Origin of the sequence: Bradyrhizobium sp. 191, assembly GCF_023100985.1 — a bacterium.
Lineage (GTDB): Bacteria > Pseudomonadota > Alphaproteobacteria > Rhizobiales > Xanthobacteraceae > Bradyrhizobium > Bradyrhizobium diversitatis.
Map to the genome: position 1 here is coordinate 3,879,787 of NZ_CP064692.1, position 25,802 is coordinate 3,905,588.

The 25,802-nt window shown below is 64.5% G+C and carries 32 protein-coding genes; 14 read left to right on the top strand and 18 right to left on the bottom strand.

The window, feature by feature from the left end:
- The first annotated feature begins 38 nt into the window (after positions 1-38).
- The 4 genes from IVB23_RS18015 to IVB23_RS18030 all read left to right on the top strand — a co-directional run bounded on the left by IVB23_RS18015 (position 39) and on the right by IVB23_RS18030 (position 3,022).
- Positions 39-359 (top strand): YggT family protein, encoded by a 321-nt coding sequence (locus IVB23_RS18015; protein ID WP_061882475.1) that lies wholly within the window; start codon positions 39-41, stop codon positions 357-359.
- Positions 356-679, top strand: coding sequence for a hypothetical protein (locus IVB23_RS18020; RefSeq protein WP_061882476.1), 324 nt, complete (start codon positions 356-358; stop codon positions 677-679). Before IVB23_RS18015 ends, IVB23_RS18020 begins: the two co-directional genes overlap by 4 nt.
- A 102-nt stretch (positions 680-781) precedes the next feature.
- A complete protein-coding gene (locus tag IVB23_RS18025) occupies positions 782-1,150 on the top strand; it encodes a hypothetical protein (RefSeq protein ID WP_247804486.1) in 369 nt (122 codons plus the stop codon).
- A gap of 201 nt (positions 1,151-1,351) precedes the next feature.
- Positions 1,352-3,022 (top strand): MFS transporter, encoded by a 1,671-nt coding sequence (locus tag IVB23_RS18030; protein WP_061882478.1) that lies wholly within the window; start codon positions 1,352-1,354, stop codon positions 3,020-3,022.
- Between the two features lie 164 nt (positions 3,023-3,186).
- Here the strand turns inward: IVB23_RS18030 and IVB23_RS18035 are convergent, their stop codons facing one another.
- From IVB23_RS18035 to IVB23_RS18045, 3 genes are read right to left on the bottom strand one after another with little or no spacing between them, the layout of a single operon-like run.
- The gene (locus IVB23_RS18035; RefSeq protein ID WP_061882479.1) at positions 3,187-3,660 is read right to left on the bottom strand and encodes a secondary thiamine-phosphate synthase enzyme YjbQ; all 474 of its coding nucleotides are present in this window, start codon (positions 3,658-3,660) and stop codon (positions 3,187-3,189) included.
- 8 nt (positions 3,661-3,668) lie between these two features.
- On the bottom strand, positions 3,669-4,181 hold the full coding sequence (locus IVB23_RS18040) for a hypothetical protein (RefSeq protein WP_247804488.1): 513 nt from the start codon (positions 4,179-4,181) through the stop codon (positions 3,669-3,671).
- A gap of 41 nt (positions 4,182-4,222) precedes the next feature.
- Entirely contained in the window at positions 4,223-4,465 is a 243-nt protein-coding gene (locus IVB23_RS18045) for a hypothetical protein (protein ID WP_197488799.1), read from the bottom strand.
- Between the two features lie 75 nt (positions 4,466-4,540).
- Here IVB23_RS18045 and IVB23_RS18050 point away from each other — a divergent pair, with 75 nt between their 5' ends.
- From IVB23_RS18050 to IVB23_RS18070, 5 genes are all read left to right on the top strand, one after another.
- Positions 4,541-4,915 carry an AtpZ/AtpI family protein gene (locus IVB23_RS18050; protein WP_061882480.1) on the top strand — a complete coding sequence of 125 codons (375 nt, stop codon included), beginning with the start codon at positions 4,541-4,543 and terminating at the stop codon, positions 4,913-4,915.
- A 111-nt stretch (positions 4,916-5,026) separates the two neighbouring features.
- Positions 5,027-5,776 (top strand): F0F1 ATP synthase subunit A, encoded by a 750-nt coding sequence (locus IVB23_RS18055; protein WP_061882481.1) that lies wholly within the window; start codon positions 5,027-5,029, stop codon positions 5,774-5,776.
- 53 nt (positions 5,777-5,829) lie between these two features.
- The gene (locus IVB23_RS18060; protein ID WP_007599451.1) at positions 5,830-6,060 is read left to right on the top strand and encodes a F0F1 ATP synthase subunit C; all 231 of its coding nucleotides are present in this window, start codon (positions 5,830-5,832) and stop codon (positions 6,058-6,060) included.
- A 65-nt stretch (positions 6,061-6,125) separates the two neighbouring features.
- Positions 6,126-6,692, top strand: a complete 567-nt coding sequence (locus tag IVB23_RS18065) for a F0F1 ATP synthase subunit B (RefSeq protein ID WP_061882482.1) — start codon at positions 6,126-6,128, stop codon at positions 6,690-6,692.
- Between the two features lie 5 nt (positions 6,693-6,697).
- Positions 6,698-7,183 carry an ATP F0F1 synthase subunit B gene (locus IVB23_RS18070; protein WP_061882483.1) on the top strand — a complete coding sequence of 162 codons (486 nt, stop codon included), beginning with the start codon at positions 6,698-6,700 and terminating at the stop codon, positions 7,181-7,183.
- Between the two features lie 128 nt (positions 7,184-7,311).
- On the opposite strand, the gene IVB23_RS18075 is transcribed toward IVB23_RS18070, so the two are convergent.
- From IVB23_RS18075 to IVB23_RS18095, 5 genes are all read right to left on the bottom strand, one after another.
- Entirely contained in the window at positions 7,312-7,968 is a 657-nt protein-coding gene (locus IVB23_RS18075) for a hypothetical protein (RefSeq protein ID WP_247804927.1), read from the bottom strand.
- A 133-nt stretch (positions 7,969-8,101) separates the two neighbouring features.
- Positions 8,102-8,689 carry a GNAT family protein gene (locus IVB23_RS18080; protein WP_028178162.1) on the bottom strand — a complete coding sequence of 196 codons (588 nt, stop codon included), beginning with the start codon at positions 8,687-8,689 and terminating at the stop codon, positions 8,102-8,104.
- Between the two features lie 38 nt (positions 8,690-8,727).
- The gene (locus tag IVB23_RS18085) at positions 8,728-10,017 is read right to left on the bottom strand and encodes a pitrilysin family protein (RefSeq protein ID WP_061882485.1); all 1,290 of its coding nucleotides are present in this window, start codon (positions 10,015-10,017) and stop codon (positions 8,728-8,730) included.
- Complete coding sequence (gene thrC / locus IVB23_RS18090) at positions 10,014-11,432, bottom strand: threonine synthase (protein WP_247804490.1); 1,419 nt, start codon at positions 11,430-11,432, stop codon at positions 10,014-10,016. The genes IVB23_RS18085 and thrC overlap by 4 nt, the downstream gene beginning before the upstream one ends.
- Before the next feature lie 546 nt (positions 11,433-11,978).
- Entirely contained in the window at positions 11,979-12,623 is a 645-nt protein-coding gene (locus tag IVB23_RS18095; RefSeq protein WP_028178165.1) for a response regulator transcription factor, read from the bottom strand.
- Between the two features lie 86 nt (positions 12,624-12,709).
- Here IVB23_RS18095 and IVB23_RS18100 point away from each other — a divergent pair, with 86 nt between their 5' ends.
- Positions 12,710-14,050: a histidine kinase gene (locus IVB23_RS18100; protein ID WP_247804492.1), complete on the top strand. Its 1,341-nt coding sequence runs from the start codon at positions 12,710-12,712 to the stop codon at positions 14,048-14,050.
- Between the two features lies 1 nt (position 14,051).
- On the opposite strand, the gene IVB23_RS18105 is transcribed toward IVB23_RS18100, so the two are convergent.
- The 9 genes from IVB23_RS18105 to coxB all read right to left on the bottom strand — a co-directional run bounded on the left by IVB23_RS18105 (position 14,052) and on the right by coxB (position 21,173).
- Positions 14,052-14,417 (bottom strand): nuclear transport factor 2 family protein, encoded by a 366-nt coding sequence (locus tag IVB23_RS18105; protein WP_061882488.1) that lies wholly within the window; start codon positions 14,415-14,417, stop codon positions 14,052-14,054.
- Between the two features lie 115 nt (positions 14,418-14,532).
- Positions 14,533-15,285 (bottom strand): SURF1 family protein, encoded by a 753-nt coding sequence (locus IVB23_RS18110; protein WP_247804494.1) that lies wholly within the window; start codon positions 15,283-15,285, stop codon positions 14,533-14,535.
- A complete protein-coding gene (locus IVB23_RS18115) occupies positions 15,282-15,683 on the bottom strand; it encodes a DUF983 domain-containing protein (RefSeq protein ID WP_061882490.1) in 402 nt (133 codons plus the stop codon). The genes IVB23_RS18110 and IVB23_RS18115 overlap by 4 nt, the downstream gene beginning before the upstream one ends.
- Positions 15,684-15,779: 96 nt before the next feature.
- On the bottom strand, positions 15,780-16,676 hold the full coding sequence (locus tag IVB23_RS18120; protein WP_197968579.1) for a cytochrome c oxidase subunit 3: 897 nt from the start codon (positions 16,674-16,676) through the stop codon (positions 15,780-15,782).
- A 77-nt stretch (positions 16,677-16,753) separates the two neighbouring features.
- Positions 16,754-17,428 (bottom strand): cytochrome c oxidase assembly protein, encoded by a 675-nt coding sequence (locus IVB23_RS18125; RefSeq protein WP_247804500.1) that lies wholly within the window; start codon positions 17,426-17,428, stop codon positions 16,754-16,756.
- A 5-nt stretch (positions 17,429-17,433) separates the two neighbouring features.
- Complete coding sequence (locus IVB23_RS18130) at positions 17,434-17,598, bottom strand: CoxF protein (RefSeq protein ID WP_131872116.1); 165 nt, start codon at positions 17,596-17,598, stop codon at positions 17,434-17,436.
- Between the two features lie 7 nt (positions 17,599-17,605).
- Positions 17,606-18,550, bottom strand: coding sequence for a heme o synthase (locus IVB23_RS18135; protein ID WP_061882493.1), 945 nt, complete (start codon positions 18,548-18,550; stop codon positions 17,606-17,608).
- Positions 18,551-18,611: 61 nt separating this feature from the next.
- The gene (gene ctaD / locus IVB23_RS18140) at positions 18,612-20,237 is read right to left on the bottom strand and encodes a cytochrome c oxidase subunit I (RefSeq protein WP_061882494.1); all 1,626 of its coding nucleotides are present in this window, start codon (positions 20,235-20,237) and stop codon (positions 18,612-18,614) included.
- 81 nt (positions 20,238-20,318) lie between these two features.
- Positions 20,319-21,173: a cytochrome c oxidase subunit II gene (gene coxB / locus IVB23_RS18145; protein WP_061882495.1), complete on the bottom strand. Its 855-nt coding sequence runs from the start codon at positions 21,171-21,173 to the stop codon at positions 20,319-20,321.
- Positions 21,174-21,632: 459 nt separating this feature from the next.
- Between coxB and IVB23_RS18150 the strand changes: the two genes are divergently transcribed.
- The 4 genes from IVB23_RS18150 (at position 21,633) to IVB23_RS18165 (ending at position 25,080) form a co-directional block, all read left to right on the top strand.
- Positions 21,633-22,166, top strand: a complete 534-nt coding sequence (locus tag IVB23_RS18150; RefSeq protein WP_247804502.1) for an invasion associated locus B family protein — start codon at positions 21,633-21,635, stop codon at positions 22,164-22,166.
- Positions 22,167-22,284: 118 nt separating this feature from the next.
- Positions 22,285-23,712 (top strand): metalloprotease TldD, encoded by a 1,428-nt coding sequence (gene tldD / locus IVB23_RS18155; RefSeq protein WP_247804509.1) that lies wholly within the window; start codon positions 22,285-22,287, stop codon positions 23,710-23,712.
- Positions 23,709-24,488: a signal peptidase I gene (lepB, locus tag IVB23_RS18160; RefSeq protein ID WP_061882496.1), complete on the top strand. Its 780-nt coding sequence runs from the start codon at positions 23,709-23,711 to the stop codon at positions 24,486-24,488. The genes tldD and lepB overlap by 4 nt, the downstream gene beginning before the upstream one ends.
- Before the next feature lie 22 nt (positions 24,489-24,510).
- Complete coding sequence (locus tag IVB23_RS18165; protein ID WP_247804511.1) at positions 24,511-25,080, top strand: nucleotidyltransferase family protein; 570 nt, start codon at positions 24,511-24,513, stop codon at positions 25,078-25,080.
- A gap of 150 nt (positions 25,081-25,230) precedes the next feature.
- On the opposite strand, the gene IVB23_RS18170 is transcribed toward IVB23_RS18165, so the two are convergent.
- A complete protein-coding gene (locus IVB23_RS18170; protein WP_247804513.1) occupies positions 25,231-25,797 on the bottom strand; it encodes a PAN domain-containing protein in 567 nt (188 codons plus the stop codon).
- Positions 25,798-25,802 lie beyond the last annotated feature (5 nt).

Genomic DNA, 25,802 nt, shown 5'->3' on the forward strand with positions numbered 1-25,802 from the left:
ATACTGCTTCCAGAGCGACGCCCGGAGGAGGACCGATTTTGGACATTGCCGACTCGTTGGCCAGATACTGGTATTTTCACCTGCCGAACTTCGTTCTGGCGGCTCTGATGTACACCATGCTCGGCCGCTTCCTGCTCGGCCTCTTCGTCGACGCCGACTCGCCGAACTATATCTGGCGCTTCTTCTGCCGCCTCACCGATCCGGTGCTCACCGCCATTGCGATCGTCACGCCGAAGGCAGTTCCTCCAGCCGTCGTGTGGCTGTTCGGTTTCGTCTGGATGTTCTGGTTGCGGATCGTGCTCCACTACACATTGCTCGTGCTCAATCTCGCGCCGCGGCTTGCGGGAGGCGGATCATGAACCGCAACTTCTTCCTGATCGGTATTGCCTTCTTCGGAATGATCAATGGCCTCTTCAACCAGCTCTGGCTGATCTTCGCCCTGCTCTATGTCCAGCCGCTCGCAGGCCCTCTTCTGTTCGGAAGCATGTCGCTGACGCTGATGTTCGCCTCGCTGATGGTCTCGACCGCGACCGTCATCCTGGGCGGCATTCCCGCCGCCATCTACGAACGCGTCACCGGCGCACAGGAGTCGAACGGCGTCTCGCTTTGGATCTGGCTGGCCGGCACGGCCATTCTGGCGCTCCCCGCCGCCGGCAATTTCATCAGCATCGGCCTCTGAACGGCGGGCGGGAACCATTGAAGGCAGGCCCCGCAGGGACTACCCTAGGCCGCATCCCGATCCTCTCGACCCCAATGAGCCAGGCGACGGAGTCCCCTCCTCATGGAAGAAATGCGCCGCATCGCCTTTGAAACGGTCCTGCGCGCGTGCGGATTTGCCTCGCTCGCCATATTCTGCGTCATGATCGCCCTTTCGTTTCTGCCGCGCTCCGCGTTTCAGGCGGGAGGCTTTCTGAGCCTGCTCATGACACTGGTGCTGCTCCTGAAGGCGGAGGAGGCGCGGACCAAAGACCACCGGCGCACCGAGATGTGGCTGTATCTTCCAAAAGACAGGCGCCCGCCTCAGCCGCATGCACAAAAAACAGTCTCGGCGGTGATGCGAGAGACCTATCTGGTGTTCGCATACTGGTCTGCGCTGGTGTCCGTCGTGATGTGGATTGTCGCGATTGGCTTTTCCGTCCTTGGACTTTAGTTTGAGGGTTGCGGACCCCACGGTATTTCGCTCTCGCGGCTCCGTGATTTCCCGTCCGATATCTCCGCGGTGCTCCCGATTCGCGTCGAAAGTACTATTGGGCCGGATGCGGTAGGCATGTCATTGCTCGCTCCCGATTGGTGGCGCGCCCACGTGGCGCGGATCGGTTCTTGAAAAGAAAACAAGCGGGAGCGAATCGGAATGACGACAATAACTGCAACATCGGCACCATCTGCCGGCGCCGGGATGACGAAGGACGAACGTTTCGTCATTCTCGCCTCCTCGCTCGGTACCGTGTTCGAGTGGTACGACTTCTATCTCTACGGTTCGCTGGCAAGCATCATCGGCGCCCAGTTCTTCTCGGCCTATCCGCCGGCAACCCGCGACATCTTCGCGTTGCTGGCGTTCGCCGCCGGCTTCCTGGTCCGCCCCTTCGGCGCCATCGTGTTCGGCCGCATCGGCGACATCGTCGGCCGCAAATACACCTTCCTCGTCACCATCCTGATCATGGGTCTGTCGACCTTCATCGTCGGCCTGCTGCCCAACGCCGCGACCATCGGCATCGCGGCGCCGATCATCCTGATCATCTTGCGTCTTGCCCAGGGTCTGGCGCTCGGCGGCGAATACGGCGGCGCTGCGACCTACGTCGCGGAGCATGCGCCGAACGGCAAGCGCGGCTACTACACTTCCTTCATCCAGACCACCGCGACGCTCGGCCTGTTCCTGTCGCTGCTGGTGATCCTGTTCACCCGCACCGCGGTCGGCGAAGCGGACTTCGCGGCCTGGGGCTGGCGCATTCCGTTCCTGGTGTCGGTCCTGCTGCTCGGAATCTCGGTCTGGATCCGGCTTCGCCTCAACGAATCGCCGATCTTCCAGAAGATGAAGGAAGAGGGGAAGGGTTCGAAGGCGCCGCTGACGGAAGCCTTCGGCAACTGGCAGAACGGCAAGCTCGTGCTGCTCGCCCTGCTCGGCGGCGTGATGGGCCAGGGCGTGGTCTGGTACACTGGCCAGTTCTACGCGCTGTTCTTCCTGCAATCGATCCTGAAGGTCGACGGCTATACCGCCAACCTGCTGATCGCCTGGTCGCTGCTGCTCGGCACCGGCTTCTTCATCGTATTCGGCATGCTGTCCGACAAGATCGGCCGCAAGCCGATCATTCTCGGCGGCTGCCTGATCGCGGCACTGACCTTCTTCCCGATCTTCAAGATGATCACCACCAACGCCAACCCGGCGCTGGAAAAGGCCATCGAGACGGTCAAGGTCGAGGTGGTGGCCGATCCCAAGGGCTGCGGCGACCTGTTCAACCCGGTCGGCACTCGCGTCTTCACCGCGCCTTGCGACACCGCACGCGCCTACCTGTCGCAGTCGTCGGTCAAGTACTCGACCACGCCCGGTGCGGCCGGTTCGGACGTGAAGGTGATGGTCAACGGCAAGGAAGTGCCCTACGCCAATGCCAAGGACGGCAACCCGGCGGTCCTCGCCGCGGTGCAGGCGGCCGGTTATCCGAAGGCGGGTGACGCCGGCATCGTGAAGATGTCGCATCCCTTCGACATCTTCCGTCCGCAGGTGGCGGCGATCGTCGGCCTGCTGTTCATCCTGGTGCTGTTCGTCACCATGGTGTACGGCCCGATCGCGGCGATGCTGGTCGAACTGTTCCCGACCCGCATCCGCTACACCTCGATGTCGCTGCCCTACCACATCGGCAACGGCTGGTTCGGCGGCCTCTTGCCGGCGACCGCCTTCGCCATCGTGGCCTCGACCGGCGACATCTATGCCGGCCTCTGGTACCCGATCATCTTCGCGTCCATCACCGTCGTGATCGGTTTCTTCTTCCTGCCCGAGACCAAGGACGTCGACATCAAGGCGACCTGATCCTAAAGCGCGATGCGATTTGGATGAATCGTCATCGCGCTTCAGGTTGTTGTTTACGCATGATCTTTCCGGAAAACCGCTTCGCACTTTTCCGGATCATGCTTTAGCAGCGATCGACGACACGAACCGGCCGCGGTCTCCGCGGCCGGTTTTGTCTTGTGCGCTTACTGATTGCTGCCGATGAATTGCAGCACGATCTCGCGGCGGTGCGGGCGGCTGCGATGCTCGACCAGATAGATCGCCTGCCAGGTGCCGAGCGCGAGCTTCCCGTTGAGGACCGGGACCTGGCAAGAGGTCCCCGTCAGCATGGTCTTGATGTGCGCGGGCATGTCGTCGGGCCCCTCGGTGTCATGGGTCCACCCGGCGTTCTCCGGTGCGAGCCGTGACAGTGCCGTGGTGAGATCGACCAGCACGGAGGGATCGGCGTTCTCCTGAATGGTCAGCGAGGCCGAGGTGTGGCGGACGAACAGCGTCAGCGCGCCGTCCCGCGCGTGAACGTCCTTGATGAACTTCGCCGCTTCCGCGGTGAGATCGACGAAGGTTCGCCCGGGCGTCGGCACCGTCAACAGGGCGGTACCGATGGCCGTGGCCTGCACGGTCGATGGCACCGAACGCGTCAGCTGTTTCTCAGGCGTCATTCAAACTCTCAAATCTTGCCCGACACGTCCTTCTGCACGCGGTTGGCCATGTCGATCAGCCGCCGCCAGGCCTTTTCCAGGAACGACATCACACGATCGACGTCCTGGTCGCTCGGCAGCGGGATCTCGATCTTGCGCTCGCCCTCGACGGCCTTGGGCTCCGCCTTCTTCAACTGGTCGGATTTCGGCAGCGCCTCGTCGATCTTGCCCGACACCGTCGGCCCCGCCGCGAGCTGTCCCTTCAGCCTCTCGACCTCGGCCTGGAGCCTGCCGATCTCGGCGTCGAGTGCGGTCCGCTCGTCGGGCACCGCGTAGCAGGCCCAGCCGGCGCCGTTCTTGGTGCAGGTCGACACCGTGCCGGTGCGCGTGTCGAGCCGCAGCACGCCCTCGGGGATGGGTGTCATGCTGTAGCGACCATTTTCGCCGTCGGGCGCGGATTGCGCGGCCACGAGGCCGCCGCTGACGACCATCACCGCGGCCGCCGCAAGCCATGATGTTGTGGATGACGTCGCTGGTCTCATCGCCCTCTCCGCCACGGCGTTGGTGCGGCTCTTGTGTAATTCTACACCCGCGTCAGGCAATCCGCCGCCAAAAACCCGCCTCTGAAATCAACGAACGCGGTGGCTCCTTTGATCCAGGCCGTGAGGCGAAAGGACAGTCGCGTCCGCCGATCGTGAGGAGACCTGCTGCGGTGCGGCGTCACGCTGTGTGCAGCGCTGCCGCGCACGCCGATATCATCAAACAAATCAGATACATAACCGAAAGCGACGCAATCGTGACTTGGCTTGACTTGATTATGGGCCATCAGTATGGTCCGCGCGGCTTTTGAGGGTGACGGGCGCAATTTCCATTCAGCCGCAGCGTTTCGGGTCTTCGTTGCATGACACAGGGCACGGGACACGGCGAGGATGGAGATCGCGATAGATCGCCCGAGGAAGCCGCGCTTTCCGAACGGCTCGGAAGTCTTGATCAGCGGTTGTCCGAATTTCGCGACCGCCGGACCAAGACCGAGCAACCCGCAGGTGACGGTGGAGACAGAGCGGCCAGAGCCTCGGCGATGGCGCTTGGTTTCCGGTTATCCTCGGAGTTGATCGCCGGCGTCGTCGTCGGAGCGGGGATTGGCTGGGGGTTCGACCGCTTGCTGTCGACGTCGCCTTTCGGATTTATCGTGTTCCTGCTGCTGGGCTTCGTGGCTGGCGTGGTGAATGTGGTGAGAACGGCGGGCGCGGGTCAAAACAGGCGCGGCGATTCGTAGCGGATCCCACCAGGAGAGGAATGATCGTGCCGGCTTCGCCGGTACGGGCCGGCCCGGCCGGCAGACCGAGACCCGCCGGCATTGCCCGGCAGACCAAGAGATGCCGCGCTGATGAAAATCGATCCGATCCACCAGTTCAACATCGAGCCTCTCTTCACCCTGGGCCACATCGGCAATCACACGATCGCCTTCACCAATTCGTCGCTCTACATGCTGGTGGCGGTGGCGATCATCTCGCTCCTGATGCTTGCCAGCGGCACGCAGCTGGTTCCCGGACGCCTGCAGTCGGTCGCTGAAATCTCCTACGAATTCGTCGCCTCGACCATCCGTTCGACGGCCGGCGCGGAAGGCATGAAGTTCTTCCCGCTGATCTTCTCGCTGTTCATGTTCATCTGCGTCTCGAACCTGGTCGGCATCATCCCCTACACCTTCACGGTGTCGAGCCATTTGATCGTTACCGCAGCGCTCGCGCTGCTGGTCTTCTTCACGGTCCTGATCTACGGCCTCTACAAGAACGGCCTGAAATTCTTCAAGATCTTCGTTCCCCACGGCGTCCCCATCTACATCCTGCCGCTGGTCATGTTCATCGAGATCCTGTCGTTCTTCCTGCGGCCGGTCTCCCACAGCGTTCGTCTCTTCGCCAACATGCTGGCCGGCCACATCGCGCTGAAGGTGTTCGCGGGCTTCGTCGCCATGCTCGGCTTCTCGCTCGGCGCCATAGGCTGGATCGGCGGCGTGCTGCCGCTGGCGCTCACGGTCGCGCTGACCTCGCTGGAAATCCTGGTCGCGTTCCTCCAGGCCTATGTGTTCGCGATCCTGACCTGCATCTACCTCAACGACGCCATTCATCCGGGACACTGAGCGGTCCGGGGAATTTCCACCCACAACCCCATCTTTCTTCCAAGGAGTCTAAAATGGATCCGGCAGCAGCAAAACTTATCGGCGCGGGCATCGCGTGCATCGGCATGGGCGGTGCGGGCGTCGGCGTGGGCGTGATCTTCGGCAACTACCTCGCCGCAGCCGTGCGCAACCCGTCGGCCGCTCAGGGCCAGTTCGGCAACCTGATCTTCGGCTTCGCCGTGACCGAAGCGCTCGGCATCTTCTCGCTGCTGATCGCGCTGCTGCTGCTGTTCGTTCCGCTCTGAGGACGACGTTTTTCGCGCCGTTCCAGTCCTTGGAACGGCGCGTGTGACAGCAACAGGAGAACTCCATGGCTGAGAGTCATGGCGGCGCGAAAGGTCCGGCGGCGGGCGCTCACACCGAGGCTGACGGTGGTCACCACGGTGGCGGTTTTCCGCCGTTCGAGAGCAGCAGCTTTGCTTCACAGCTGGTGTCGCTCGCGATCTTCTTCGTCCTGCTTTACGTGATCGTGTCCAAGCTCGCCCTGCCGCGCATCGGCGGTGCGATCGAGGCGCGTCAGAACAAGATCGAGGGCGACCTCGCCGAAGCGCAGAAGCTGAAGGACCAGTCCGACGCGGCGCTGAAGGCCTATGAAAGCGAGCTCGCTGCGGCGCGCACGCGGGCGCAGGCAATCGGCAACGAATCCCGCGACAAGGCGAATGCGCAGGCGGACGCCGAGCGCAAGGCGCTGGAAGAACAATTGGCAGCCAAGCTCGCCGGGGCGGAGAAGACCATCGCCTCGACCCGCGCCGCCGCCATGAGCAACGTCCGCGGCATCGCGGCCGATGCGGCAGGTCAGATCGTGCAACAGCTCACCGGGGTCGTTCCGGACGCCGCGTCGGTCAATGCCGCGGTCGATGCGTCCTTGAAGGGTTAGTCGAGATGTTCTTCGAACCTGAATTTTGGGTCGCCGTCGCCTTCGTGATCCTGATGGTCGTGTTCGGCTATCTCGGGGTCTTCAAGACGGCGATGACGGCGCTGGATCATCGCGCCGAACGCATCAAGGCCGAGCTCGACGACGCCGCACGCCTCAAGCAGGAGGCGGCGAAGGTGCTCGCCGACTACAAGTCGCGCAGTGCCACGGCCGAGCGCGAGGCTGCCGACATCATCGCCAACGCCAGGGCCGAAGCCGAGCGCATCGCGACCGAGGCCAAGGCGAAGATGGAAGACTTCGTCGCCCGCCGGACCAAGACCGCGGAGAGCAAGATCGCGCTCGCCGAGGCCCAGGCGCTGGCCGACGTCCGCGCCGCAGCCGCGGAAGCCGCTGTCCAGGCCGCTTCCACGATCCTGTCGCAGTCGGTCAGAGGCCAGGTCGCCGACGACCTGCTCGCCAAGGGCATCAACGAAGTCAGGCAGAAGCTGAACTGAGGGGTGCGCTCTCACCAATCAAAATGCCGGCGCGATGAGCGCCGGCTTTTTTGTTGGTCGATCTGCAGCCGCAAACTGGGTGTCATCGCCCGCGGGCAATGACAGTTGAGATTGCCGCAACACGTCGCCTATCTCTTCTTCCGCCCCTTCGGCTCGGGCGCGAGCGCCTGCGGGTCGAAGCCGACATAGAAGATGTAGGAATCGGCATCCTTGGCCGAGGGCACCGGATAGCTCATATCCTCGGCGACAAAGGTGAAGGGCACGCTGCCGCCCTCCGACATCGCGACCGTGGTCCGGTAGGCCTTCGAGGCGATCACCTTCTCGCCGACGCCGCCCTGCACCACCGCGATACGTAATGGGACGTCGACTGTAGCAGGCGCACCCGCGGGACCTGCGATGACGCGGCCCTGGATTCCGATCCTGGCGGTGATGTCGCCGCCATTCCGGGCGCATTCGCGCGCCATTTTGGTGATCGTGGCCTGGAAGCGGATCTCGTTACCGACAGCCTGCTTGCCGTTCGCACCGACGGCATAGGTAGAGGCGCCGGCGCGCACGGTGACCTGCGGGCAATCGAGCTCGTCATCGGCTGGCTGGCCGGGCGCGGGCGCGGGCGCCGGATTGGGCTGCGCCGGTTCGTCCGACTTGCCGCCGAACAGGCTCTTGAAGCGGTCGCTCAAGGATTGGGCCGCCACCGGCGAGACGCACACGAGCGCAATCGACAGCGCCAACGCGACCGCTGTCCCCCGCCGCAACGCCCTCCGCGATGACCGAAGCTCCTTCACCATCGACACCCATACTCCATCACAATGTCCGGACCCAACCACCGGCCGGCCTGCGCCGTTATATCGTCAAAATCGGCGAACCCAAGGCAGCAAAAAGATGGCAGGAAGGGAGACCTAGCCCTCACGGGATGGCGGCTCAGCCGCGGAAATCCTCGTGCAGCAGGCCGAACAGCAGGTGATCCTGCCAGACCCCGTTGATGCAGAGATAACGGCGCGCCAGGCCCTCGCGCGAGAAGCCGCACTTCTCCAGCACCCGGATCGACGGCGCATTGGTGGGGATGCAGGCGGCCTCGACCCGGTGCAGATTGAGCTCGCCGAACAGCGTCGGCAGCAACACCCGCAGCGCGGCCGTCATGTAGCCGCGATGGGCATGAGGCTGGCCGACCCAATAGCCGATGGTGCCGGCCTGCACGATGCCGCGCCGGACATTGGCAAGCGTGATGCCGCCGACCAGGGCGCCGTCGAGCTCACGGAAGATCAGGAAGGGATAGGAGCGGTCCGCGGCAATGTCCTCGGAATAGCGGCGCAGGCGCCGCCGGAAGCCGGACCGGGTGAGATCGTCGGACGGCCAGATCGGCTCCCAGGGCGTGAGATAGTCGCGGCTGGTTTCGCGCAAATGAGCCCATTGCAGGAAGTCCGACATTTGCGGCGCGCGCAGCAGCAGCCCGTTGCCGCGTGGGGCGAGGGTGGCGGGTCCACTGGATGGCAGGCGAAAGAGGGCCATGGTGATGCTTTCCGGGGCGGGGCTCCCTAGCACAGCTCCTAATGCAGCCGCGCCTTGGCGCGCGCCCGGGTCAATCCTTCCGCAAAAGATACGGCCGTGTCCAGACCCCTGCCACTGCCCAATGCGACAACGGCGGGCCGGCTCCGCGACAGCAGCGCACGCGCCGCGTCCCTCGTCGATTCGATGCTGACGGCATCGATCCGGGCCACCAGTTCCTGCACCGTCTGCGGCCGCCCATAGGCGAGCACATGCCGGGCAAGCTGCTCGGCACGGGAGGAGCAGCTCTCCAGGGCCATCAGCAGGCCCGCCTTCATCTGCGCCTTGGCCCGGGCGATCTCGGCGTCGGTCAGCGTCTCCACCGAATCATTCATGATGTCGACCACGACCTCCATCATCTCCGGCGCGTCGGCCGGGTCGGTGCCGGTGTAGAGGCCGAAGAAGCCGGTGTCGGAATAAGGCGCGTGGAAGGTATAGATGGAGTAGCAGAGGCCGCGCTTCTCGCGCACCTCCTGGAACAGGCGCGACGACATTCCGCCGCCGAGGATGTTGGTGAAGACCTGGAGCGAGAACAGCGACGCATCGCTCTGCGGCACGCCTTCCAGGGCCAGCGTCAGATGCGCCTGCTCGAGCTCGCGATGCACCACCTTGGCGCCGCCCTTGCCGAACTGAGCGGTCTGCGGCTTCGGCCCCGGCGTCCCCTCGAAGCTGGCAAAGCGTCTCTCGACCTCGGCGACGACCTGACCGTGATCGACCGCGCCGGCGGCCGCCACCACCATGTCGGGCCCGCGATAGTGGGTCGAGAGGTAGCCGCGCAGCATGTCGCGGTTGAAGGCGCGCAGCGTCTTGGCCGTGCCGAGCAGGGAACGGCCCATCGGCTGGTCAGGATAGCAGAGCTCGTTCAGATGCTCGAACACGACATCGTCGGGCGTGTCCTGCGCGGCACCGATCTCCTGCACGATCACGTTCTTCTCGCGCTCCAGCTCGTCGGGCTCGAAGGCTGGATTGGCGAGGATGTCGGCGAGCACGTCGAGCGCGAGCGGCACGTCGGCCTTCAGCACCCGCGCGTAATAGGACGTGGTCTCGGTCGAGGTGCCGGCATTGAGGTCACCGCCGACCGCCTCGATCTCCTCGACGATCTCGCGCGAGGAGCGCTTGGTCGTGCCCTTGAACGCCATGTGCTCGAGCAGGTGCGAGATGCCATGCTCGTTCGGCTTCTCATCGCGTCCGCCGACGCCGGCCCAGACCCCGAGCGCTGCAGTCTCGAGATGGGGCATCTCGTCGGTGACGACGGTCAGGCCGGAGGCAAGTTTGGTCATCTCGACGCTCATCCGGCAACTCCCTGCTTTGCGGCGCGGCTGACCGACAGCACGAACCGCTCGACCTCGGCCTGATCGTTCTTCATCACCCTCATGTGTTCGGATTTGGTCATCAAGCCGTCCAGCCAGGCCGGCAATTGCGGCCGCTGGCCGCAGGCCGCCTCGACAGCGTCGGGGAATTTGGCCGGATGGGCAGTGGAGAGTACGATGCTCGGCACCCTCGTGTCGGTGGTATCGCGGTCCGCAACGGCGAGCGCCACCGCCGTGTGGGGATCGACCAGTTCGCCTGCTTCGCGCCAGGCGGCGCGGATCGCAGCCGCAGTCTCGGTCTCGTCGGCGCGCCCTGCATCGAACTCCTCGCGGATCGCGGCGAGCGTCGCGTCGGGCAGCACGAAACGTCCGGACTGCTTCAGCGACTCCATCAGACGGCGCACGCCTGCTGCATCGCGCCGACTGGCCTCGAACAGCAACCGCTCGAAATTGGACGAGATCTGGATGTCCATCGACGGCGACGCCGTCGCGTGCACCTCGCGCACCTCGTAGATTCCGGTCTTCAGCGTCCGCGCCAGGATGTCGTTGACGTTGGCGGCGATGCGCAGGGTCCGCACCGGCAGCCCCATGCGCTTGGCGACGTAGCCGGCGAAGATGTCGCCGAAATTGCCTGTCGGCACGACGAAATCGACCGCGCGCGCTGGCGCCCCAACGGCAACGGCGGAGGTGAAATAGTAGACCACCTGGGCGACGATGCGCGCCCAGTTGATGGAATTCACGCCGGACAGCGAGGTCGCATCGCGGAAGCGATGGTTGTTGAACATCCCCTTCACGATCGCCTGGCAATCGTCGAAGGTGCCCTCGATGGCGAGCGCATGGACGTTGGCCGCGCCCGTCGACGTCATCATTCGCCGCTGCACCTCGGAGATGCGGCCGTGCGGAAACAGCACGACGAGATCGACATTCTCGAGTCCCGCAAAGGCTTCGACCGCTGCGCCGCCGGTGTCGCCGGAGGTGGCGACCACGATGGTGGTGCGCTGTCCACGCTTGGCGAGCACGTGGTCCATCAGCCGCGAGATCAGCTGCATCGCGACGTCCTTGAAGGCGAGCGTCGGGCCGTGGAACAGCTCGAGCACGAACTGGTGCGGCGACATCTGGCGCAGCGGCACCACCGCAGGATGGCGGAAGGTGGCATAGGCCTCGTTCGCCATACGACCAAGCTCGGCGTCCGAAATCTCGCCGCCGGCGAAGGGACGAATCAGGTCGACCGCGACCTCCCAATAGGGCCGGCCGAAGAAGCCGGCGATCGTCTCGGTCGGGAGCTGTGGCCAGGTCGCCGGCACATACAGGCCCCCGTCGCGGGCAAGCCCGGTCAGCATCACGTCACAGAAGCCGAGTTCGGGGGCCTCGCCCCGGGTCGAGATATAACGAGTCAAACTGCCCTCCAAAGGCCGGGCCGAACCGAGGCTCGATCCTTAAGCCTTTGATCTTACGAAACTACTTGATAACAGCCAGAGGCTTTGGGCCACCATAAAGTGTTTTGCGGCATCGGGAAACCGCTTCCGGCCCTTCCGTCGCCCAATGAAAAAGGGCTGCGGCATTGCCGCAGCCCTTCTCTTGGAAGGTCTGTCGTTGTGTGCAGACCGGTTTGCCTCGTCAGGGTCGCGCCCGTCAAAACTGTTCCGGCAAGCATTCGTCGCCTGCCACGAAGTCGTCAAGGCCAAAACCGTGCCGGCCGTAAAATGTTCCTGTTTTTCCCGAATCGTTCCGGGCGCCGACTGATGCAATTCAGCCGGAGGCTTATTTCAGAATGCTACTCTTTCCCGAAGCACCTTCTGCTGCAGGAACGAATACAGGTCCGGCTCATTGTGTCCGCGGATGGGTGCCGCCCGTTGCCCATGCATTGCCCGGCCAACGGCGGCGTCGATCCGTCGACCGAACCGCTGCATCCTGGAGCAGCCGGTTCGGTCGCTGGCAGAAGATCAGTTCATCCCGATTTCCACCGCGATCCGGATCAGGTCGGAGTGGTTCTTGGCGCCCAGCTTCTGCTTGAGCAGGGATGTGGTGTTGGCCACGGTTTTGTAAGAGATGCCGAGCGCCTCGGCGACCTCGACGATCTTGTCGCCACGTCCAAGCAGGCGCAGGATCTCAAGCTCCCGCGGCGTCATCTGTGAGGCCGGATTGGCTTTGATGGCCGCACCGGAAAACGTCACGGCCTCGGCGAGTTGCGGCGAGATGAAATTGTCGCCCGCGACCACCTTGCGTACCGCTTTCAGCAGGATCCGGGGATCGTCGCCCTTGGAGACATAGCCCTGCGCCCCGAGCTCGACTGCCCGCACCACGAAGGCCGGATCGTCGTTCATGCTGAACATGATGATCTTGGCGTCGGGATCGTCCTTGCGGATGCGTCGCATCAGCTCGAAGCCGGAGACATCGGGCAGGCTGATGTCAATCACGGTGACGTCGGGCCGCTTGCTGACATAGGCGCGATGCCCGGATTTGGCGTCGCTCGCCTCGTCAATGCGAATTGAATGGTCGGACGCGAACAGGGTGCGGCAACCGGACAGCACCACGGGATGGTCGTCGACGATCAGGACCCTGGTCGCTAGCTTGGCGGTATCTTGCATCGCGCACTCTCTTGTTTTTCGACTCATAGACCGGCGGGAATAAATGGAAAGGGTAAATCCCGCCGGGGCGCGTTAGAATTGACCTAATGTGGCAACGACTTTCGTTCAGGACGCAACTGTTTCTTCCGCTCGGCGCCAGCTTTCTGGCGGCGCTGATCCTGGCGGGCGTGCTGCTCCATATATTCGCAACGGACCAACTGGCGGCGGAGAACGAGCCGAGGCGGCGTTCGACAGAGGCCATCGCCGCCGCGCTCAACGACACGCTGCGCACATCGGACAATCCACGGCGGACGCTCGACGCCTTTGTCCATTCCTTGGACACCTCCTCCGATATCCAATTCCGCGCCTTGGATGCGGGTCCCGCACCGTCACCGAAGGACGGCCTGCACAAGCCGCATGGCGTGCCGCAATGGTTCATCGATCTTCTCGCCACCCCCGACATGGACGCGGCATCCCCGGTGATGATCGACGGCAGACGCATCGGCGATATCGTATTCCTGCAGGACATGTCGGCCGATCTGTTCGAGAAATGGATCGGCTTTCTCGCGCTCACCAGCCTGGTCGCCGTGCTGATGGTTCTTACCGGCACGATCGCCTATGTCTTGGCGGGATCCGTCCTGCGGCCTCTGCAAGATCTCGGCCAAGGTCTCACGCGGATACGACGGGGCGATTACACCAGGCCGATTCCGGTCGGGGGTCCGCCGGAAATCCGGCAAGGCTGCGAAGAGGCGAATGCGCTGGCTGCAACGCTGGCGCAACTGAGCCAGGACAATCGCGATCTGATGCACCGGCTGGTGTCGCTCCAGGACGACGAGAGGCGCGATCTCGCCCGCGAACTGCACGACGAACTCGGACCGCTGCTGTTCAGCATCCGCGCCGGCACGATCGCGCTGGTCGAGGCTGCGCCGGCGGCGGGAAAGTTCGGTAATTCCGCACAGAGCCTGCTGCAATCGGTCGAGGCGCTCCAGCAGACCAATCGTCGTATCCTCGACCGGCTGCGGCCGCTCTATATCGAGGAACTCGGCCTTTCGACCAGCGTGCAGACGCTGCTCCGGACCTTTCGCAATCAGGCACCGCACATCATCCTGACGGACACGATCGACGCCGATCTGAACGCGATCGACGGGCCGGCGGCCCAAACCATGTATCGGCTGATCCAGGAGGCACTGACCAACGTGCTGCGCCATGCCAACGCCAGCAACGCCCATGTAAGGGCGACCGTCGCCGGCGAGACGCTCGCGATCGAGATCTCCGACGACGGCGGCGGCCTTCCTGCGGGCAACGTCTTCGGCCGGGGCTTGACCGGCATGCATGAGCGCGTGCGCGCGCTCAGCGGATCGCTGTCCCTGTTGCGCGTGGATGAGCGAACTTACGTCCGCTGCCGTCTTCCTGTCGAAACGACGCGGGACGCGCCGTCAGCAGGCTAGACTAGCATACGCAGCCGTCATGCGCGTTCTGGCGCGCGGGCTCGCATATTGTGCTGCGGATCTTGCCTTCCGGGTTGAAACGAAACGAGGCCTGAATGCGCAGCGCGCCGGCGACGGAATATTCGAGATCGACGCCGTGGGGCGTCGGATGGATTTCCTCCAGCCCGAAACCTGCCGAGGAGAAGGCGCTGAGCCGCGGCTGCCAATAGGCTTCGAGCTCGCTCCGTCCCTGATATCGCTGCGTGCCGTTGCACGCGCATTCGAGCTGGGCGTCATCGGCATAGAGATCGAGCAGCGCCGTGAGGTCGCCCTTCCGGCAGGCGTCCACCCAATCGACGATAATTCCCATCTGGTCGAAATCGCTCACGCCGCAATCCTGTCTGCCGCGAAAAGAACCAGCGGCTTAGGACCACACTCGTGAATATGCGCTGAATAATAAACCCCGGGCGATACCGGGTTCCTCAAGATGGTTCCGAACAAGCTCAGCCCTGCCGCCGGCCTCTTGCCCATACGGCAAAGGCGATCAGAACCGCGCCGGCCAGCGTGAACCAGGTCACCGCATATTGCAGGTGATCGTCCTTCAGATTCACGTCGAGCGGTCCCGGGCGCGGAATGCTGTTCGCGGGCGCGGGATGCTCGAGATCGACATAGAACGGCGCCACCGTACCCCAGCCGAGCGCACTCGCGATTCCCAGGTGATCGCGCACGAACCAGAGCCGCTTGTCGCGATTCTCCGCCGGCGTCAGCCAGCCCGGCGCCTCGGGAAAGCGCAGATAGCCGGTGAGCGCCACCGGTTGGCCCGTGACGAGCTTCTTCACCGCGCGGTCCTCGACACCGCGATCCTGCATCGTGTTCTCGACGAAGCCCGCATCGATCACGACCGTCTCGCCCGTGGATAGCCGCGCCGGCAGAAACGCCCAGGTGCCGGGGCTGGAAGCGTCCTTGCGCACCGCGGAGCCGGAGGAATAGACCATCGCATCGGGCAGGGCCGCGTAGGTGGCCGTGAAGCTGACGCGGCGGAATTCGTCGCGAGCAGGATTCAGCGCGGTCCACAGCGCCGGCGGCGGCAGTGCGACGGGCGCCGCCGCAAGCCGCTCGGTGAGTGCCGCGATCAGCTCGTGCTTGGCGGTCCGGCGCTGCAACTGCCAGACACCGAGCGCGACGAACGCAGCCGTCAGGAACAGCGTGAACAGCGCGAAGCCGCCCACGCGGGCCTTGCGCGCGGGCTCGCTCATTTTGCGCGGTCGACCAACCGGCCCGGCGCCGCCTTGTGGTGGAACTGCAGCGCGATCAGCAGCGATTTCATCGCACGCAGCGGCAGCAGCGTGGTGGCGAGGATCAGCGGAAGCCAGAGCACGGCATGAAGCCAATATGGCGGCTGGTATTTGACTTCGACGATGAGTGCGCACGCAACAACGATGCCGCCGGCGAGCATGATGATGAAGATCGCCGGGCCGTCGCCGGTATCGATGAAGGCATAGTCGAGGCCGCAGCGGTCGCACGCGGGCGCGAGCGTCAGGAAGCCCGCATAAAGCTTGCCCTGGCCGCAGCGCGGGCATTTGCAGGCGAGCCCGCGCATCGCGCTTTGCAGGACGGTGGTTTCGGGCTGCGGTGGGCCGGCGGTGTCGTTCATGATGGCGGACCCTATCACAGTTTCCGCCGAACGTTCGGCGGCCGGCAAGCGAAAGGGCGGCCCTGGGGCCGCCCTTTCTGATCGGTTCGATGCAACTTAATGGGCGGCGTGGGCCATGGTCTCGGCGCCGCGTCCCCAGACGTAAATGCAGAGGAACAGGAACAGCCAGACCACGTCGACGAAGTGCCAGTACCAGGCGGCGAACTCGAAGCCGAGATGCTGCTTCGGCGTGAAATGGCCGGCATAGGCGCGGAACAGGCAGACCAGCAGGAAGATGGTCCCGACCAGCACGTGGAAGCCGTGGAAGCCGGTCGCCATGAAGAAGGTCGCGCCATAGACATTGCCGGCGAAGGAGAACGCCGCGTGGCTATACTCATAGGCCTGCACGCAGGTGAAGAGCGCGCCGAGCACGACGGTGAGGATCAGGCCGTATTTCAGGCCCTGGCGGTCGTTCTCGAGCAGCGCATGGTGCGCCCAGGTCACGGTGGTGCCGGAAGTGAGCAGGATCAGCGTGTTCAGGAGCGGCAGATGCCAGGGATCGAACGTCTCGATGCCCTTCGGCGGCCAGGTGCCGGGAACAGAGCAGGCGCCGGGCTGCGTGCCGAGGCCGCAGCCGAACACAGCATCGCGGGTGGCATGGACGGCGTCGGCCGGAAACAGCGCGGCATTGAAATAGGCCCAGAACCAGGCGACGAAGAACATCACCTCCGAGGCGATGAACAGGATCATGCCGTAACGGTGGTGCAGCTGCACGACCCGGGTGTGGTCGCCCTTGTACTGGGCTTCCTTGATCACATCGCCCCACCAGCTCGCCATGGTGTAGAGCACGCCCACGGTGCCGACGCCGAACACGATCGGCGCGGCCGAGAACATGTGGTGCATCCAGGCGATCGCGCCGACCGCCATGATGAAGGCCGAGAGCGAACCGACAGCCGGCCAGGGAGAGGGATCGACCAGGTGATAGTCGTGATGCTTGGTGTGCGCCGTAGCCATTCCGTCTCTCTCCTCAATCCCGTGCCTGTCAGGCACTTATCCCCTTGTTTCCAACCGCCTGACCGTGAGCCTGGCGGTCAAAGATTTCCCTTGCGTTTGTTGTCCTCGCTGGCGGCGAGCGGCTTCACCACGGGATCGCGCACCGGATAGAACGTGTAGGACAGCGTGATCGAGCTCAGCCCGTCATTCTCGTGGTCGTCGACGATCGAGGGATCGACGTAGAACACGACCGGCATCTCGCGCTTCTCGCCGGGCGCCATGGTCTGCTCGGTGAAGCAGAAGCAGTTGATCTTCTGGAAATAGGAGCCGACCGTCAGCGGCGCGACGTTGTAGGCGGCCTGGCCCGCGGTGGTGCGCGCGGCCTGGTTGGTCACGGTGTAGAAGACGGTCACGACTTGGCCGATATTGACCTCGATCTCGCTCTGCTCCGGCTCGAACTTCCAGGGCAGGCCGGGCGCGACGTTGGAATCAAAGCGCACCGAAATCCTCCGCGAGATCGGGCCGGTGGCCGGCGCGGAGGTCGCGACCTGCGTCGTGCCGTTGAAGCCCGTGGCACGGCAGAACCAGTTGTAGAACGGCACCGCCGCGTAGGACGCACCGACCATCAGCGCGACCACGCCGCCGCAGATCGAGGCGACCAGCGCGTCGCGGCCAAGGCCACTGAAACCAAGGCCACTGAAACCAAGGCCGCCGAGACGACGCTTCGTGTCCGTCCGGTTCTGATCCCGCGATATGGTCGGCTCGTGATCCATGTTACCTACATCGGCCGCACTAGCACTGCCGGTCCCTTGACCATAGTGACGGCGAAGAACAGCACCACGAGCACGCCGAGCGCGAGCGCGATTGCGATCGAACGCTGACGACGGCTCCTCCGCTGCGCCTCTGTGAGGACGATTCCATCTGGCTCGGGTTTGTCAGCCATTCCTGCCTCATGCGCCCCCAACCATCGGAGCAAGCGCCCGGTACACGACCTCGGCCAGCAGGGTCGCGAACAGCGCGAACAGATACAGGATCGAGAAGGCAAACAGCTTGCGGGTCGCGCGCAGCGACTGGCTGCGTTCGCGACGCATATAGACGTTGATCGCGAGCACCAGCATGCCGGCGCCGAGGATCAGCGAGACGATGCCGTAGACGGCATCGAAATAGCCGAGCGCCCAGGGCGCCGCGGCGACCGCGATCAACACGATGGTGTAGAGCAGGATCTGGAGACGGGTCGCGTCGGGCCCGGCGACGTTGGGCAGCATCGGAACGCCGGCGCGTGCGTAGTCGTCGGAGCGAAACAGTGCCAGCGCCCAGAAATGCGGCGGGGTCCAGAAGAAGATGATGGCGAACAGCAGCAGCGGCTCGACGTCGACCGTGCCCGTTACCGCAGCCCAGGCTACCACCGGTGGCAGCGCGCCGGCGGCGCCGCCGATCACGATGTTCTGCGCGGTCCAGCGTTTGAGGCACATCGTATAGATCACGACGTAGAAGAAGATGGTGAAAGCAAGCAGGCTGCCTGCGATCCAGTTGACGAGAATGCCGAGCGTCATCACCGAGAAGAAGGCGAGCGTCATGCCGAACGCCATGGCTTCGGGACGGGTGATGCGGCCGCGCGGGATCGGCCGGTTCGCGGTGCGCGACATCTTGGCGTCGATGTCGCCTTCGAGCGCCATGTTGAGGGCCCCGGAGGCGCCCGCACCGACCGCGATGCAGAGCAGCGAGGTGATCGCCAGCACGGGGTGGAAATGCCCGGGCGCCATCGCCATCCCGACCAGCGCGGTGAAGATGACCAGCGACATCACGCGGGGCTTGAGCAGCGCGATGTAATCGCCAACCTCCGCTTCGGAGATGCGGGGATTGATGTCGATGGCGTTCTGGTCGAGGACGGACACTTAGATCTACTCGCTTCGTTGTAGCACCGCGGCGCCCGTCACGGGCGCCGCGGAAGATTGCTTACTGCACGCGGGGCAGCACTTCGAACTGGTGGAAGGGCGGCGGCGAGGACAGCGTCCACTCCAGCGTGGTCGCGCCGGCACCCCAGGGGTTGTTGCCCGCCGGTACCTTGCGGGCGAAAGCGTCGATCACGCAGTAGAGGAAGATCAGCACGCCGAAGCCGGAGATGTAGGAGCCGAGCGACGAGATCAGATTCCAGCCCGCGAAGGCGTCGGGATAGTCGACGTAGCGGCGCGGCATGCCCGACAGGCCGAGGAAGTGCTGCGGGAAGAACACCAGGTTGACGCCGATGAAGGTGACCCAGAAGTGCGCTTTGGCGAGCCCTTCATTGTACATGTAGCCCGACATCTTCGGGAACCAGTAGTACCAGCCCGCGAAGATCGCGAACACCGCGCCGAGCGACAGCACGTAATGGAAGTGCGCGACGACGTAGTAGGTCTCCTGCAGCACGCGATCGACACCCGCGTTCGCCAGCACGACGCCGGTGACGCCGCCGATCGTGAACAGGAAGATGAAGCCCACCGCCCAGATCATCGGCGCCCGGAATTCGATCGAGCCGCCCCACATCGTGGCGATCCAGGAGAAGATCTTCACCCCGGTCGGAACCGCGATGACCATCGTCGCCGCGACGAAGTAGGCCTGCGTCGCCGAGGACATGCCGACCGTGTACATGTGGTGCGCCCACACCACGAAGCCGATGCCGCCGATCGCGACCATGGCGTAGGCCATGCCGAGATAGCCGAACACGGGCTTGCGCGAGAAGGTCGAGACGATCTGGCTGATCATGCCGAAGCCGGGCAGGATCAGGATGTACACCTCGGGGTGACCGAAGAACCAGAACAGATGCTGGAACAGCACGGGGTCGCCGCCGCCGTCGGGGGCGAAGAACGTCGTGCCGAAATTGCGGTCGGTGAGCAGCATGGTGATCGCACCGGCGAGAACGGGCAGCGACAACAGCAGCAGGAACACCGTCACCAGGATCGACCACACGAACAGCGGCATCTTGTGCAAGGTCATGCCCGGCGCGCGCATGTTGAAGATGGTGGTGATGAAGTTGATGGCACCGAGGATCGACGAGGCGCCCGCCAGATGCAGCGACAGGATCGCGAAGTCGACGGCCGGGCCCGGATGGCCGGAGCTCGACAGCGGCACGTACATGGTCCAGCCGGCGCCGACGCCGTTGGCGCCCGGCTCGCCCTCGACGAAGGTCGACATCAGGAGCAGCGCGAAGGACGCCGGCAGCAGCCAGAACGAGATGTTGTTCATCCGCGGGAACGCCATGTCGGGGGCGCCGATCATTAGCGGCACGAACCAGTTGCCGAAGCCGCCGATCATCGCGGGCATGACCATGAAGAAGATCATGATCAGGCCGTGGGAGGTCACGAACACATTGTAGGTGTGCGTCTCGTGGAAGATCTGCACGCCCGGGTACATCAGCTCGGCGCGGATCGCGATCGACATCAGGGCGCCGATGACGCCGGCGATGACCGCGAAGACGAGGTACATCGTGCCGATGTCCTTGTGGTTGGTCGAGTAGACGTAGCGCCGCCACCCGGTCGGATGGGCGTGCTCGTCATGTCCGTGGTCTTGCGCGTGATCGCCGTGTGCCGCTGCGCTCGTTGCCATTTTCAAATCCTGCCTTGCGTCCCATTCGGACCTTTGGAGGTCCCGCCCTTTTATCGCTTTCAGTCCCTCAAGCCCCGACGCTTACTGCGTCGGGCCGGCCGCGGAGGCGTAGGTGCTGGTGCCGCCGCTCGCAAATTTCTTCTTGGCCGCCTCGACCCAGGAGGCGAACTCCTGGTCGTTGACCACGCGGATGGCAATCGGCATGAAGGCATGATCCTTGCCGCACAATTCCGAGCACTGGCCGTAATACATGCCGGTCTTGGTGGCCTTGAACCAGGTCTCGTTCAGCCGGCCCGGAATGGCGTCGATCTTGACGCCGAAAGCCGGCAGCGCGAAGGCGTGGATGACGTCCGCGCCCGTGGTCTGGACCCGAATCACCTTGTTGACCGGCACCACCATCTCGTTGTCGACGCCGAGCAGGCGGGGCTGCTTGTCCTGGGCCATCAGCGAGTCGAACTCGAACTTGCCGTTGTCGGGATAGGCGTAGGACCAGTACCACTGCTTGCCCGTCGCCTTGACGGTCAGGTCCGCCTTCGGAATGTCGAGCTGGAGGAACAGAAGCCGGAACGACGGCACCGAGATGCCGACCAGGATCAGCACCGGAACCAGCGTCCAGGCCACCTCGATCAGCGTGTTGTGAGTGGTCCGCGACGGCACCGGATTGGCCTTCGCGTTGAACTTGATGACCACGATCACCAGCAGCGCCAGAACGAACAGCGTGATCAGGGTGATCAGCACGAACAGGAAATTGTGGAACCAGACGATATTGTCCATCACCGGGGAACCGGACTGCTGCAGCGTCCACTCCCACGGCGCCGGCTGCCCGAGCTCGGCGAACGCCGCACCACCCGTCCCCAGCGTGACGCCAGCCGCCACCAAGGCGATGGTGGCCAATCCCAGCAATTGCCGGCCCACCCGACCCATCGACATCCTCATGCCGTTCGCGCTCCCCTTACGAAATCACCCCAAGTGCATTCCCCTGCTTCCGGGAAACGCTTATTCGATCCGCCAGTCCGACAAACCGCCACGCAAGAATACCTCTAAGAGGAATTGGGGCCAGATCGCTAGAACGCGAAATCAAGCCTCTCAAACCATAATTCTTGATCTATCGCAATGCAGTCTTGAGCTCGGTCTGTCAGCCATCACCGGCAAGATATTTCCCAGCAACATCAAACAAAAATACCGTTTGCCGGGATGCCGCGGCTTGACAGCGGAATTGCCCGCGGTAGGCACTGGCGGATGGCCGCGCAGGAGCCTGATTCGTGCCGGCGGCGGCGGCGCGAGGCGGCGCGGAATTTGCTTGGGAAGCGCCTTCAAGACGCCGTCATTCCCGTATCAGTCCGCCAGATTGGCCTGCCAGCGCGAGCGACCCAGGCGAGCAGAGGGACCGACCCGATGGGGCTTTCGAGATCGATGGCAAAACCGGCTAGCGGCCTCCTGGCGCTGACCGCCCTCCTGACCGCGATCGTCCTCCCGGCGCTCCCCGGCCTCGCCCATGCGCAGGGCGCGGTGCGCTCCGTCCATGGCGACTGGCAGATCCGCTGCGATACCCCGCCCGGCGCCCAGACCGAGCAATGCGCGCTGATCCAGAGCGTGGTGGCGGAAGACCGCTCCAATGCCGGCCTGACCGTGATCGTGCTGAAAACCGCAGACCAGAAGAGCCGCCTGATGCGCGTGGTGGCGCCGCTGGGTGTTCTGCTGCCCTCCGGCCTCGGCCTCAAGCTCGACAACCAGGACGTCGGCCGCGCCGGTTTCGTCAGATGCCTGCCCAACGGCTGCGTGGCGGAAGTGGTGATGGACGACAAGCTGCTGGGCCAGCTGCGGAACGCCAAGACCGCGACCTTCATCATCTTCGAGACCCCGGAAGAAGGCATCGGCTTCCCGCTCAGCCTGAACGGGCTCGGCGAGGGCTACGACAAGCTGCCGTAGCGGCGGATAGGGCACCGGTGAGCGATCCTATTGTTTCCGTAATGTGAGGCTTGGCGCCTCGCGGAACCGGTCCGAAACCATTATCTTGCCTCACAGCCCCCCGATAATGGACGGACGCATGACCAACCCTGCAACAACCTCCCTGCTCGACCGTGCCAATCTCGACCGCGACCAGGTTCGCCACGAGGTCGCGCGCGGGCTTTCGGGTGCCGACGATGGCGAATTGTTCCTGGAATACAGCCAGACCGAAGCGCTGATGTTCGACAATGGGCGGCTGAAGCAGGCGACCTACGACACCTCGCAAGGCTTTGGCCTACGCGCCGTCAAGGACGATGCGGTTGGCTACGCCCATTCCTCCGACGTGTCGCTGCCGGCGCTGATTCGCGCCGCCGACGCGGTCGCCGCCGTGCGCGGCGGCTACTCCGGCAGCTTCGCGGCGCCGCCGGCGCATACCAACGTGCGGCTTTATAGTGACGACAATCCGCTCGATGCGCCCGGCTTCGAGACCAAGGTCAAGCTGCTCGCCGAGATCGACGCTTACCTGCGCGACAAGGATCCGCGAGTGCGGCAGGTCAGCGTCAGCCTTGGCGCGACCTGGCAGGTCGTCGAGATCCTGCGGCCCGACGGCGAGAGCTATCGCGACATCCGTCCGCTGGTGCGCGTCAACATTTCCGTCGTCGCCGGCCAGGGTGACCGCCAGGAGAGCGGCAGCAAGGGCTATGGCGGCCGTGCCGGCTATGCCGAGTTCATCGAGAGTAGATCCTGGCGCGAGGCCGCCGACGGCGCGCTGCGCGAGGCGCTGGTCAATCTGGAATCGATTCCAGCGCCGGCCGGCGAGATGGACGTCGTGCTGGGCGCCGGCTGGCCCGGCGTGATGCTGCATGAAGCCGTCGGCCATGGCCTGGAGGGCGATTTCAACCGCAAGAAGACCTCCGCCTTTGCCGGCCTGATGGGCCAGCAGGTCGCGGCCAAGGGCGTCACGGTCGTCGACGACGGCACCATCGCCTCGCGGCGCGGCTCGCTGTCGATCGACGACGAGGGCACGCCGACCAACCGCACCGTGCTGATCGAGGATGGCATCCTCGTCGGCTACATGCAGGACCGCCAGAACGCGCGGCTGATGAACATGAAGCCGACCGGAAACGGCCGTCGTCAGGGCTACGCCCATGTGCCGATGCCGCGCATGACCAACACCTACATGCTCGCGGGCGACCGCGATCCCGCCGAGATCCTCGCCTCGGTCAAGAACGGCGTGTTTGCCGCGAATTTCGGTGGCGGCCAGGTCGACATCACCTCGGGCAAGTACGTGTTCCAGTGCACCGAGGCCTACAAGATCGAGAACGGCAAGATCGGCGCACCGCTGAAGGGCGCCATGCTGATCGGCAACGGGCCGACCGACCTGCATCGCATCCGCATGATCGGCAACGACCTTGCGCTCGATACCGGCATCGGGACCTGCGGCAAGAACGGTCAGGGCGTGCCGGTCGGCGTCGGCCAGCCGTCGCTGCTGATGGAACGCATCACGGTGGGTGGAACGGGCGCATGAGCGTGGAAGACAAAGTGACTGTCACCCCCAAGCGGAAAAGCAGCGGCTGGGGTGGCCAACTCGTGCAGCTCGCCGGCATCGTCGCCGCGGTCTTCATCGCCAAGGGCGCGCTCGCCGAGCCGTTCTACGTGCCGTCGGGCTCGATGGAGCCGACGCTGCTGATCGGCGATGCGCTGCTCGCCTCGAAATTCCCCTATGGCTACGGCACCTCGTCGCTGCCGATTCAGATCAGCCTGCCCGAGAGCGGCCGGGTGTTCGCGGAGACGCCAAAGCTCGGCGACGTCGTCGTGTTCCGCTGGCCCGGCGACCGCTCGCAGGCCTGGGTCAAACGCGTCGTGGGGCTGCCCGGCGATCGCATCCAGATGCGGCAGGGCCAGCTCTTCATCAACGACCGCCCGGCCGAGCTGAAGCCCGACGGCGTCGGCGCCGCCGAGGACGACCGTGGCGGCAGCGAGCCTGCCTATCGCTATGTCGAGACGCTGCCGAACGGCGTCTCGCATTTGATCTTCAAGATGCGCGACAACGGCCCGCTCGACAACACGCCTGAAGTGACGGTGCCGGCCGGGCATCTCTTCGTGCTCGGCGACAACCGCGACAATTCCGCCGACAGCCGCGTGCCGCTACGCGCCGGCGGCGTCGGCCTGTTGCCGATCGACAATCTGATCGGCCGTGCCGATGCCGTGCTTGGCTCCTGGGATCTCGGCATGCGCGGTCAGCCAGTGTGGACCTGGCTGTCCGGGTTCAGGCTCGCCCGGTTCTTCACCGCCGTGCATTGAGCGGAAGTCTCTCCCCTTCACGATGAACCGTGACGAATTCCTCACGCTTGCCCTGAGAAATCCCGTCAACGCTGCGATTGCCGACGCCCTCGCGCAGCTTGCGCTGCCGGATGCCTGGCTGGTCGCGGGTTGCCTGGTGCAGACGGTGTGGAACGTGCTCACCGGCCGTGCGATCGGTCACGGCATCGCCGACTACGACGTGTTCTACTTCGATCCCGATACGTCGTGGGAGGCGGAAGATGCAGTGATCCGCAGGCTGCATGCGCGGCTCGCGCATCTCGGTGCCAAGATCGAGATCCGCAACCAGGCGCGGGTGCATCTGTGGTACCCTGACAAGCATGGCCTGCCCTATCCGCCGCTGACGTGCTCGACGGACGGCATCGACCGTTTCCTCACCGAGAATACGCAAATCGGAGTGAGACGCGCGGGCGAGAGTTTCGACGTCTATGCGCCCCACGGATTCGATGACGTCGCAAGGCTGATCGTGCGGCCCAACCGGGCGCCGAATTTTTCAATCGCTAATTACGAGACGAAAGCCGCGCGATGGAAGGCACTGTGGCCCGAGCTCACGGTGGTTGCGGCGGACGCATAAGCCCCACGTGTCCCGGACAAGACGCATCGTGAACGATGCGGCGCCGAGCCGGGACCCATGCGCAACAGAATGCAGTGTGGCATGGGCCCCGACTCTGCAGCGCAGCCGCGCGTAAACGCGCTGATGGCGTCCGGGGCACCAGTACGAATATTACCGCACCACGCCCGACGTGAACCCCGCCTTACGGCGCGGCGGCTTGATCTCCTTCTTCAGGAAACAGCGCGCCTCGCGCCCGGTGTAGCCGGGGCGGGCATAGGTGAAGGCACGGCATTTGTTGTCGGCGGTGCAGGCGGCCTTGCAGGCCTCTACGCTTTCGCCGTCCTTGAGCTCGAAATTGCGCAAATCACCACCCGGGCGGTCGATCGAGGTCTCGACGCCCTCGACGCGCGGCTCGATCACGCCGGCGCCGCGCACCCCGGAGATGCAGCAACTTCCCGGCACGCGCGGCGGCACGGTGTTCTTCAGCCAGCAGACCGCCGAGCCGCCTTCGACGTCGGGATAGCTGAAGCTCCAGGAGCGGCAGCGGCGATCACGCTCGCAAAGCAGCGCGCAATCCTCGGGATCGCCCGACGTGACCGGCGTGCTGAAGTAGTCGCCGCCGGGGCGATCGAACGCCGTCTGGGCAGGCGCCGGCACGCTCACAAATGCAAGCGAAAGCAGCGTCACACATGCCGCGACGCTGGCCATGACGGCCCCGGACAGGCGGCCCTTCCTCATCGGAA